Below are 9,667 nucleotides of genomic sequence, written 5' to 3' on the forward strand. Positions count from 1 at the left end.
GATGACGATTGAGTTTGAGGTTCAAGATCCATGAAGCTCGGCATTCTGGAGACCGGCGCGCCGCCGGAGGAGATCCGCGGGCGCTTTGGCGGCTATCCGTCGATGTTCCGGCGGCTGTTCGGCGAGAGCGCCTATGACTATGCGGTGTTCGACGTGGCGGCTGGCGAGATGCCGGCGGGCGTCGCCGAGTGCGGGGCCTGGCTGGTGACCGGCTCGTCGGCCGGGGCCTACGACCCCGAGCCGTGGATCGCGCCGCTGGAGGACTTCCTGCGCGCCGCCAGGGGCCAGGCGCCGCTGGTCGGCATCTGTTTCGGCCACCAGATCATGGCCCAGGCGTTCGGCGGCAAGGTGATCAAGTCGCCGAAGGGCTGGGGGCTGGGCCTGCAGCGCTATCGGCTGGCTGAGAGCCTGCCCTGGATGGACAGCGGCGAGCCGATCGCCGTGCCGGGATCGCACCAGGACCAGGTGGTCGAGGCGCCGCCCGGAGCGCGGGTGATCGGCGGCAACGAGTTCTGCGAGCTCGGGATGCTGGACTATGGCGAAGGTCGGGCGATCTCGCTGCAGCTGCACCCGGAGTTCGAGCCCGACTACGCCAAGGCGCTGATCGAGACCCGGCGCGGGACGCGGCTGACGGCAGAGGAGGCCGACCGCGCGGTGATGAGCTACGAGCAGCCCGACGACCGCCAGCGGGTCGGGGGCTGGCTGCAGCGGTTCATCGAGACCGCCTGACCCGACGTGTCATCCCGGAAAGCCGGCGGGGCTTGTCCGGGGTCCATTCGCGCTTGCGCGCGGGATGGGGCGGGGCGACAGCGGGGGCTTTGGCTTACGTCCAGCTGACCATCGGCGGCATCGAGGACAGGATGGTGTCGATGTTGCCGCCGGCCTTGAGGCCGAACATGGTGCCGCGGTCGTAGAGCAGGTTGAACTCGACGTAGCGGCCGCGGCGAACCAGCTGTTCCTGGCGGTCGGCCTCGGTCCAGGGCTCGTCCATGTGGTGGCGGACGATCTTCGGATAGACGTCGAGGAAGGCCTCGCCGACCGCGCGGGTGAAGGCGAAGTCCTTTTCGAAATCGCCGCTGTTGTGGCGGTCGTAGAAGATGCCGCCGATGCCGCGCGGCTCCTTGCGGTGGGGCAGGTAGAAGTACTCGTCGCACCAGGCCTTGTACTTGCCGTACCACTCAGGATCGAAGGGATCGCAGGCGGCCTGCATGGCCGCATGGAACAGCTTGGTGTCGTCGGCCTCCTGGTTGCGCTGGGCGTCGAGCATCGGCGTCAGGTCGGCGCCGCCGCCGAACCAGCTTTCCGCCGTCGACAGGAAGCGGGTGTTCATGTGCACGGTCGGCACGCGCGGCGAAACCGGATGCACGATCAGGCTGATGCTGGCCGAGACATAGGTCGGGTCCTGGTCGGCGCCGGGCATCTGGGCCGCCATCTCCGGCGAGAAGCGGGCCAGGGCCGCGGAGGTGTGCACCCCGGCCTTTTCGAACAGCCGGCCCTTGAGGTGGCCGCCGATCCCGCCGCCGGTTCCGGTCTCACGCGTCCAGGGGCGGGTTTCGAACTGGCCGGGCGCGCCGGGATAGAGGTCGGCCGGGGCTTCCTCTTCCAGCCGCTCGAGCTCGGCGAAGATCCGCGTCTGCAGGCTTTCGAACCATTCCTTGGCGCGGTCGCGCCGGGCTTCGATCTCGGGAGAAATGTTGGTCATCGCGTACCGCAGTCAGGAAATTTGCATGGGCTTAGGAAATTGATCGGTCTGCCGCAACGCCTCGGAAAGGCCGATGGCGGCCGAGACGGTGACGTTCAGCGAGCGCCGGCCGGGCGTCAGCGGAATGAAGACGCGGGCGTCGGAGGCGTCGTGAACCTCGTCCGGGACGCCGAGGCTTTCGCGGCCGAACAGCAGGATGTCGTCGTGCCGAAAGACGAATTCGTGCAATGGCTGCGCGGCCTTAGTGGAGAACAGCACTATGCGGGCTCCGCCCTTGGCGGCCTGAAAATCGCTCCAGCCGGCATGGCGCACGACATCGGCAGGTTCGCCGTAATCCATGGCCGCACGGCGGATCGCCTTGTCGGAAAGCGGGAAACCACAAGGCTCTATGACGTGCACGGGCACCCCCATACAGGCGCCGAGGCGAAGAGCCGCGCCAAGGTTTTGCGGAATGTCCGGTTGAAAAAGCGCGAGCAGCATTCTAAGCGGTCCAGCCACGGGATTAGCCGGGGCCAGGGGCGAATCACGGAAGGGTGGGGTGCGACATGCAATCCGACTGTCTTCCGCGGGTTTGCCCGGCGCCAGCGTTCAGTTCCGGTGGCCCTTACCAGAACCGCTGGCAGGGGTCGAAGGCGGGATCACTCCGGAATTATCCGTAGTGATCTGACGGGCCGCGGTCGCGCGGCCCCAAACGAAGGGTAGCTTTAAGGTGGCCGACACCGTCGCGGGCGCAAATCCCGATACGCATGCCGCGGGCGACGACCCGAACCGGCGTGATTTCATTCATATTGCGGCGGCGGCCGCGGCTGGCGGTGCTGTCGCGGGCCTCGCCTGGCCGTTCATCGACCAGATGAACCCGTCCGGCGATACGCTGGCCCTGGCGTCGGTCGAATTCGACCTGACCAAGGTCGAGGAAGGCCAGCAGGTCACCATCAAGTGGCGCGGCAAGCCGCTGTTCATCCGCAATCGGACTGGCGCGGAGATCGCCAAGGCCATTAAGGATGACGGCGCGAGCATGCCCGATCCGCAGAAGGACGAAGACCGTCACAAGCCGGGCAAGGCCCAATGGCTCGTGCTGGTCGGCACCTGCACGCACCTCGGCTGCGTGCCGACGTTCGGCGGCGGCGATTACGGCGGCTGGTTCTGCCCGTGCCACGGTTCGCACTACGACGTGTCGGGCCGCATCCGTAAGGGTCCGGCGCCGAAGAACCTGGCGGTGCCCGACTACACCTTCCTTTCCGACACCAAGGTCAAGGTGGGCTGACCCAGATGAGCGGACATTCCAACTACGAACCGAAGACCGGCATCGAGCGTTGGCTCGACACCCGTCTGCCTGTCGTGCGCCTGGCGTACGACTCGATGATCGACTTCCCGACCCCGAAGAACCTGAACTACTGGTGGACCTTCGGCGGCATCCTGGCGGTCTGCCTCGGCATCCAGCTGGTCACCGGCATCGTGCTGGCCATGCACTACGTGCCGCACGTCGACCACGCCTTCGCCTCGGTCGAGCGCATCATGCGTGACGTCAACTACGGCTGGCTGATCCGCTACATGCACGCCAACGGCGCCTCGATGTTCTTCATCGCGGTCTACATCCACATGTTCCGCGGGCTGTACTACGGCTCGTACAAGGCTCCGCGCGAAGTGCTGTGGATCCTGGGCTGCGTGATCTACCTGCTGATGATGGCCACCGCCTTCATGGGCTACGTGCTGCCCTGGGGTCAGATGTCCTTCCACGGCGCCGTCGTGATCACCAACCTGTTCGGCGCGCTGCCGGTCGTGGGCGAAGCGATCACCACCTGGCTGTGGGGCGGCTTCGCGGTCGACAACCCGACCCTGAACCGCTTCTTCTCGCTGCACTTCCTGCTGCCGTTCATGATCGCGGGCGTCGTCGGCCTGCACATCTGGGCGCTGCACGTCCCGGGCAACAACAACCCGACCGGCGTGAACGTGAAGTCGAAGGAAGACACCGTTCCCTTCCATCCGTACTACACGGTGAAGGACGGCTTCGCGATCGTGGTGTTCCTGATCCTGTTCGCGACCTTCGTGTTCTACAACCCGAACGCCCTCGGCCACGCCGACAACTACATCCCCGGCAACCCGCTGGTGACCCCGGCGCACATCGTTCCCGAATGGTACTTCCTGCCGTTCTACGCGATCCTGCGCGCGGTTCCCGACAAGCTGGGCGGCGTGATCCTGATGTTCGGCGCCATCGCGGTGCTGTTCGTCCTGCCCTGGCTCGACACCTCCAAGGTGCGCTCGATGCGCTACCGGCCGACCGCGAAGCTGTACTTCTTCATCTTCCTGCTGGCCTGCCTCGTGCTCGGCTACTGCGGTGGTCAGCTGCCGGACAACCACGTGATCCCGGGTCTGTCGACCTTCAAGCTGGGCGACGCCGACCTGAACTCGATGGTGTGGCTGTCGCGGATCGCGACCCTGTACTACTTCGCCTACTTCCTGGTCATCCTGCCGATCCTGGGCCTCACCGAGACCCCGCTTCCGCTGCCGGAATCGATCAGTGAACCTGTGCTTTCGCATCCTGCCAACGCGCCGGCCGGCGCCGCGGCTTCGCCTGAAAAGAGGGGTTGAGCCTAAGATGCTGCGTAAAGGTATCGCGCTCGCGGCGCTTGGCTTGGCCGTTCTCGCGGCCCCGGCGGCTCAGGCCGCCGGCGGCGCCCTGCCGCCGAAGCATGTGGAATTCAGCTTCGAAGGTCCGTTCGGCAAGTTCGATCAGGCTGAGCTGCAACGGGGTTACAAGGTCTATCGGGAGGTCTGCTCGGCCTGCCACTCGATGAACCTGATGTACTTCCGGAACCTCGGCCAGAAGGGCGGGCCGTTCTACGATCCGAAGTACAAGAACCCGAACGACAACCCGTATGTGAAGTCGATCGCCAAGGACTATCAGATCAAGGACATCGACTCGGAAACGGGTGATGTGATCGAGCGTCCGGGCACCTCGGCCGACAAGTTCCCGTCGCCCTTCCCGAACGAAGCGGCGGCGCGGGCCTCGAACGGCGGCGCCTACCCGCCGGACCTGTCGGTGATGGCCAAGGCGCGTCACCACGGGCCGCAGTACATCTACTCGCTGCTCACCGGCTACAAGAACCCGCCCGCGGGTCTGAAGGTCGGCGTCGGCCAGCACTACAACCCGTACATGGCCGGTGACGTCACCGCGTCGTGGTCGGGCCCGCACGACAAGGTCCCGCCGGGCGGCTTCATCGCCATGGCCCCGCCGCTGGCGGCCGGCCAGGTGACGTTCGACGACGGCACCAAGTCGACGCTGGAACAACAGGCCAAGGACGTTGCGGCCTTCATCGCCTGGGCTTCCGAGCCCAAGATGGAAGAGCGCAAGGCCTTCGGCATGGCTGCGATGATCTACCTCTTCATCTTCGCGGGCCTGCTGTACGCCAGCTACCGCAAGATCTGGAAGAACGTCGCCCACTAGGGCGTCGCGCTTCCGACGAATTGGGAAAGGCCCCGGAGCGATCCGGGGCCTTTTTCGTTGCGTGCGCCTTGCTTGACTCTGGTTGTCCGGAAACCAACGATACGCCAATTGGCTGGCGGAGGTCCGCGATGGGTACCGGGTTCAAGACTGCGGCGCTCGCCGGGCTGGGGCTGTCGCTCACCAGTCTCTCCTTCGAGGCGCCGATCTCTCCGCAGGTGCTGGCCGCCCTCGATCCGACGCTGATCGCCTCGTCGATCTGCGGAAACCCCAAGACCGGCGGGGGCCTGAGCCGCAGCCTGCTGCTGGCCCGGGCGGTGGCCGCCCCGGCCAGCCAGGCCGGGCCGATCCCGCTCTACGAGGACCTGACGACCTCGCCGTTTCCGCTGACCACGGCCGACCCCCAGGCCAAGCGGTACTTCAGCCAGGGCCTGCTGCTCACCTACGGCTTCAACCATGCCGGGGCGGTGCGCTCGTTCCGCGAAGCGCAGCGCCTGGACCCATCGTGCGCCATGTGCTGGTGGGGCGAGGCGATGGCGCTGGGGCCGAACATCAACGCGCCGATGGACGAGCGCGATCGCGACGCGGCGCTGGCGGCGATGGACAAGGCCATGGCGCTGCGCGAGCGCGCCTCGCCGATGGAGCGGGCGCTGATCGAGGCGGTGGCGAAACGTTACTCGCGCGACCCCAAGGCCGACCGCGCGGCGCTGGACGGCGCCTATGCCGACGCCATGTTGGAGGTCGCCCGCCGCTTCCCGGCCGACGACGACGTCGCGGTGCTGGCCGCCGAGGCGGTGATGGACACCTCGCCCTGGAATTACTGGGAGCCCGACAAGAAGACCCCGGTCGGGCGCAGCGGCGAGGCGGTGCGGCTGGTCGAGACGGTGATCGCCCGCAATCCAGGCCACGTCCAGGCCGGCCATCTCTACATCCACCTGCTGGAGGCCGCCGACGCCCAGCGGGCTGAGGCCGCAGCCGACCGGCTGGGCGCCCCGACCGCGCCCAGCGCCGGGCACCTGGTGCACATGCCCTCGCACATCTACCAGGCGCGCGGCCGCTACGCGGACTCGATGCGGGTGAACGTGGCGGCGGCGCGGGCCGACGAGGCGTATATCCGCAGCGCCGGCGACCACAGCCTGGTGCGCTATGGCTACTACCCGCACAACGTCCACTTCATCGTCACCTCGGCCCAGTTGGCCGGCGACATGGACACGGCGATCAGCGAGGCCGAGCGCCTGCGGGTGCTGATGGACACCGACACCTCGGCCAAGATCGGCTGGGTGCAGATCATCGAGGCCGCGCCCTACCTGGCGATGGCGCAGTTCGCGGCCCCCGAGGCGATCCTGGCCATGCCGGCGCCCGACCCACGTCTGCCCTACGCGAGCGCGATGCGCCACTACGCGCGGGCCGTCGCCTACGCCCAGCAGCGCAACAAGGCCGGCTTCAAGGCCGAGATCGCGGCGATGGACGCCCTGATCAGGGCCGACGCTTTCGCCGACCTGACCGCCCAGTTGGTGCCGGCGGTCGACCTCGTGGCCATGGCCCAGGAGCTGGCCCGCGGGCGGTTCTCGACCGCCGAAGGCCGCTATGACGAGGCGGCCGGCCATTACCGCAAGGCGATCGCCATCGAGAGCCGCATTCCCTACACCGAGCCGCCGTACTGGTACTATCCGGTCAACCAGTCGCTGGGCGCAGCGCTGTTCCTGGCGGGCAAGCCAGCCGAGGCCAGCGAGGCGTTCCGCGCCGCCCTGGCGCAGTCGCCGCGCAACGGCTGGGCGCTGTACGGCCTGGCCCGGAGCGAGGATGCGCTAGGACGCAAGGCCGAGGCCGAGGCGGCTCGCCAGGCCTTCGTGCGGGCCTGGGCCGGCCAGCCGCAGTGGCTGAGGATGGAGCGGCTGTAGCCGCCTAGCCGGCCGGCGCGAGGAGCAGTTTGCCGCCCGGAAAGTCGAAGCGCAGGCGCCAGCGGGCGAGCAGCGGCGCGCCGATGATCCCGTCCGCCTCCGTGTCGGCGAGCCCGCTGGGAAGGTTCTCGAACAAGGTCCCGGCGAAGGACGCCGCGCGCAGCTGCGCCCGGGTCTCGCCGTAGGGGAGCAGGTCCTGCGGCTTGGCCGCCCCGGGGACGGATGCGAGGCTTTCAGAGACACGCACGGCGGTGTCCGAGCCGGTGGAAATCACGAAGTCGCCGGCCCGGGCCCTGGGGCCGTCGGCGACCGCCGCGCGGGTGGTGGCGACCCCGCCGGCGAGGCGCAGCGGCAGGTCGCGAACGGCGGCGCGCACGCGCGGGGCCTGGGCGCGTGGATAGATGGCGACCTTGCAGGGCGCGAAGCTGACCTCGACTACATAGGCCGACAGCAGGTCCGCGCCGATCACCCCGGCGATCGGGGTCGGGAAGGCGTAGGTCCGGGCATCCAGGTCGGCGATCACGAATGGACGGTCGGGCAGGGTGAGGCCGGCGATGCGGACCGGGCCGCGCTGGTCCGGCTCGACCAGGCCGGCCCCCTGGGCCTTGGTCTCGTGCAACTGGGTTACGGCAGAGCCGGTGTCGAGGATGTAGTCGCCGGCCAGGCCGTCGATGGAGGCCGGAGCGACGATGACCCCCTGCTCGAACCAGCAGGCGGTTTCGCCGGCGTGGGCGGCGACCGGCAGGGCGGAGACCGGCAGGGCAGCGGCGGCGAGAGCCAGGACGAGGGGCTTCATGGGATCCCGGGGGAGAGAGCGCCGGGGCGCTTGGCGGCCCCTTCGTCCGTAGCATAGCCGTGGATCGCAGCCGCGGCGACGGGCAGCGCGCGAGCCGCGGCGGCTAAAGCGGCGATTGGGCCTTACCCCTGCCGCAACGATCCCCTAAGTCGGAGCCATGAGCTTCATCAAGCCCTGGCGAGACTTCCGGCGGATGCAGGACGTGGCGGTCGGCGCGGCGGTGCTGATCTATGCCGGGGCGGTGGTGAACGCCTTTCGGGTGCTGCCGGGCGGCGTCGAGCTGATCGCTCAGCGCACCCTGATCTGGCCCGCCGTGTTCCTGATCGCGTCGCTGGCTGCGCCGCTGCTGATCGCGCCGCTGAAGCGCGGATTGGCGCGCTACGTGTGGCTGAGCTTCCAGGCCGGGTTCGGCCAGACGCCGGTCTCGGTGCTGACGGGGGTCGGGCTGCTGGCGGCCGCGGCGCTGTTTATCTACTGGCAGGTTTGGGCGGTCGGTCATGGCGGCCGATATCCGGCCGGGGTGTTCTCCGGCTATGCGGCCGGGATCGGCATCCTGGCGGCCCAGGCGATCCTGGTGCGGGCGCTGGAGACGGTGCCGGAAGTTCGAAAGCAGATCGAGGAGCGCGAGCCCTAATCGGCGGCGGCGGGCTGGTCGAATTCCAGGTGCAGCCGCAGGGTGGGCAGGCCGTATTCGTCCTGCTCCTCGCCGACCACGACGAAGCCGAGCTTTTCCAGGATGCGCCAGGAGGCGAGGTTGGCCGGGTCGATGGTGGCGTCTACCGCCTCCGCCTCCGGCGAGCAGGCGGCCAGCAGGCCGCGGGCGGCCTCGGTCGCGAAGCCCTGGCCCCAGTAGGCGCGGGCGAAGCCGTAGATCAGCTCCAGGCGGTTGGGATGCGGCGTGGGGATCAGGCCGACCCAGCCGATCAGGATGTCGCTGTCGCGCAGCACCACGGCGCGGCTGCCGACCTCGCTGATCTTCAGGCTAGCCGCGGCGTTGTTGATCCAGAGCGCGGTGGCCGCCCGGCTGAGCGGCACGCCGTCGCCGACATGGGCCATGACCTGCGGATCGGCGGCGATCGCGCAGAGGGCGTCGAGGTCGCTGGTCGCCAGCGGCCGGAGCCGCAGCCTGGTGGTTTCGAGTATCACGCCGAACTTCGCCCCCCGCCGTTGTTTGAGAACAGGGCCAGGGTCCGCAGGCGCGCCAGCCGGGCGCTGTCGGCGTCGTAGTCGGCCCGCCGGTCGGACACGAAGCCGTGGCCGGCCGGATAGAGGTGGATCGGGATCTCGGGATGGCGCTCGCCGATCTCTTCGATCCGCTCGGGCGGGATCGAGGCGTCGGTCTTGCCGAAATGCAGGATGATCGGAACCTTGGGCGTTTCGTCCTTCAGTTCGCTGATCCGGCGGCCGTAGAAGCTGGCCGCGGCCGAGAGGCCGGTGCAGCGGCAGGCCGCCAGCCAGGTCGCCGCTCCGCCCCAGCAGAAGCCGGTGACAAAGACCGGGGCCTTCAGGGCGTCGATGGCGGCCTGGGCGTCGCCGGCCACCTGGTCCCAGGGCGTGGCTTGCGAGTACTCGACGCCCTTGGCGATGGCCTCCTGGCTGTAGTCGGCCTGGAAGCCCGGCTCGAGGCGGTCGTAGAACGAGGGCGCGATGGTCTCATAGCCGTCGGCGGCGAAGGCGTCGGCCAGCTCGCGGATGTGCTCGGTGACCCCGAAGATTTCCTGGATCAGCAGCAGCCCGCCGCGGCGGGCGTCGGTCGGACGGGCGTGATAGGCGCCGAGCTCGAAACCGTCGAAGGAGCTCTTGAGGGTGATTTGCTCGCCCATGCT

The 9,667-nt window shown here is 68.5% G+C and carries 11 protein-coding genes; 6 read left to right on the forward strand and 5 right to left on the reverse strand.

Annotated elements, in window-relative coordinates:
- Positions 1-30: 30 nt before the first annotated feature.
- Positions 31-729, forward strand: coding sequence for a glutamine amidotransferase-related protein (locus OUA97_RS04575; protein ID WP_267230637.1), 699 nt, complete (start codon positions 31-33; stop codon positions 727-729).
- A gap of 94 nt (positions 730-823) precedes the next feature.
- Here the strand turns inward: OUA97_RS04575 and hemF are convergent, their stop codons facing one another.
- Both hemF and OUA97_RS04585 read right to left on the reverse strand, forming a co-directional pair.
- Positions 824-1,702, reverse strand: a complete 879-nt coding sequence (gene hemF / locus OUA97_RS04580; RefSeq protein ID WP_267230638.1) for an oxygen-dependent coproporphyrinogen oxidase — start codon at positions 1,700-1,702, stop codon at positions 824-826.
- Positions 1,703-1,714: 12 nt separating this feature from the next.
- Positions 1,715-2,182 carry a tRNA (cytidine(34)-2'-O)-methyltransferase gene (locus OUA97_RS04585; protein ID WP_267230639.1) on the reverse strand — a complete coding sequence of 156 codons (468 nt, stop codon included), beginning with the start codon at positions 2,180-2,182 and terminating at the stop codon, positions 1,715-1,717.
- A gap of 229 nt (positions 2,183-2,411) precedes the next feature.
- Here OUA97_RS04585 and petA point away from each other — a divergent pair, with 229 nt between their 5' ends.
- From petA to OUA97_RS04605, 4 genes are all read left to right on the forward strand, one after another.
- On the forward strand, positions 2,412-2,966 hold the full coding sequence (gene petA, locus OUA97_RS04590; protein WP_267230640.1) for a ubiquinol-cytochrome c reductase iron-sulfur subunit: 555 nt from the start codon (positions 2,412-2,414) through the stop codon (positions 2,964-2,966).
- Between the two features lie 5 nt (positions 2,967-2,971).
- On the forward strand, positions 2,972-4,291 hold the full coding sequence (locus OUA97_RS04595; protein ID WP_267230641.1) for a cytochrome b: 1,320 nt from the start codon (positions 2,972-2,974) through the stop codon (positions 4,289-4,291).
- Between the two features lie 7 nt (positions 4,292-4,298).
- Positions 4,299-5,147: a cytochrome c1 gene (locus OUA97_RS04600; protein ID WP_267230642.1), complete on the forward strand. Its 849-nt coding sequence runs from the start codon at positions 4,299-4,301 to the stop codon at positions 5,145-5,147.
- 128 nt (positions 5,148-5,275) lie between these two features.
- Positions 5,276-7,045 (forward strand): tetratricopeptide repeat protein, encoded by a 1,770-nt coding sequence (locus OUA97_RS04605; RefSeq protein WP_267230643.1) that lies wholly within the window; start codon positions 5,276-5,278, stop codon positions 7,043-7,045.
- 4 nt (positions 7,046-7,049) lie between these two features.
- Here the strand turns inward: OUA97_RS04605 and OUA97_RS04610 are convergent, their stop codons facing one another.
- Complete coding sequence (locus OUA97_RS04610) at positions 7,050-7,841, reverse strand: hypothetical protein (RefSeq protein WP_267230644.1); 792 nt, start codon at positions 7,839-7,841, stop codon at positions 7,050-7,052.
- A 157-nt stretch (positions 7,842-7,998) separates the two neighbouring features.
- Here OUA97_RS04610 and OUA97_RS04615 point away from each other — a divergent pair, with 157 nt between their 5' ends.
- Positions 7,999-8,475, forward strand: coding sequence for a hypothetical protein (locus tag OUA97_RS04615; protein ID WP_267230645.1), 477 nt, complete (start codon positions 7,999-8,001; stop codon positions 8,473-8,475).
- On the opposite strand, the gene OUA97_RS04620 is transcribed toward OUA97_RS04615, so the two are convergent.
- Both OUA97_RS04620 and OUA97_RS04625 read right to left on the reverse strand, forming a co-directional pair.
- Entirely contained in the window at positions 8,472-8,987 is a 516-nt protein-coding gene (locus tag OUA97_RS04620; protein WP_267230646.1) for a GNAT family N-acetyltransferase, read from the reverse strand. The genes OUA97_RS04615 and OUA97_RS04620 overlap by 4 nt on opposite strands.
- The gene (locus OUA97_RS04625; RefSeq protein ID WP_267230647.1) at positions 8,984-9,664 is read right to left on the reverse strand and encodes a dienelactone hydrolase family protein; all 681 of its coding nucleotides are present in this window, start codon (positions 9,662-9,664) and stop codon (positions 8,984-8,986) included. Before OUA97_RS04625 ends, OUA97_RS04620 begins: the two co-directional genes overlap by 4 nt.
- Positions 9,665-9,667 lie beyond the last annotated feature (3 nt).

Source organism: Phenylobacterium sp. 58.2.17 (assembly GCF_026411515.1).
In the GTDB taxonomy this organism is placed as follows: Bacteria; Pseudomonadota; Alphaproteobacteria; order Caulobacterales; family Caulobacteraceae; genus Phenylobacterium.

What these genes read in the sequence shown, in the direction of transcription:
- OUA97_RS04605 (WP_267230643.1), top strand. Translation starts at nt 5,276, where the DNA reads ATGGGTACCGGGTTCAAGACTGCGGCGCTCGCCGGGCTGGGGCTGTCG.
- OUA97_RS04575 (WP_267230637.1), top strand. Translation starts at nt 31, where the DNA reads ATGAAGCTCGGCATTCTGGAGACCGGCGCGCCGCCGGAGGAGATCCGC.
- OUA97_RS04585 (WP_267230639.1), bottom strand. Translation starts at nt 2,182, where the DNA reads ATGCTGCTCGCGCTTTTTCAACCGGACATTCCGCAAAACCTTGGCGCG.
- hemF (WP_267230638.1), bottom strand. Translation starts at nt 1,702, where the DNA reads ATGACCAACATTTCTCCCGAGATCGAAGCCCGGCGCGACCGCGCCAAG.
- OUA97_RS04615 (WP_267230645.1), top strand. Translation starts at nt 7,999, where the DNA reads ATGAGCTTCATCAAGCCCTGGCGAGACTTCCGGCGGATGCAGGACGTG.
- OUA97_RS04610 (WP_267230644.1), bottom strand. Translation starts at nt 7,841, where the DNA reads ATGAAGCCCCTCGTCCTGGCTCTCGCCGCCGCTGCCCTGCCGGTCTCC.
- OUA97_RS04595 (WP_267230641.1), top strand. Translation starts at nt 2,972, where the DNA reads ATGAGCGGACATTCCAACTACGAACCGAAGACCGGCATCGAGCGTTGG.
- OUA97_RS04600 (WP_267230642.1), top strand. Translation starts at nt 4,299, where the DNA reads ATGCTGCGTAAAGGTATCGCGCTCGCGGCGCTTGGCTTGGCCGTTCTC.
- OUA97_RS04625 (WP_267230647.1), bottom strand. Translation starts at nt 9,664, where the DNA reads ATGGGCGAGCAAATCACCCTCAAGAGCTCCTTCGACGGTTTCGAGCTC.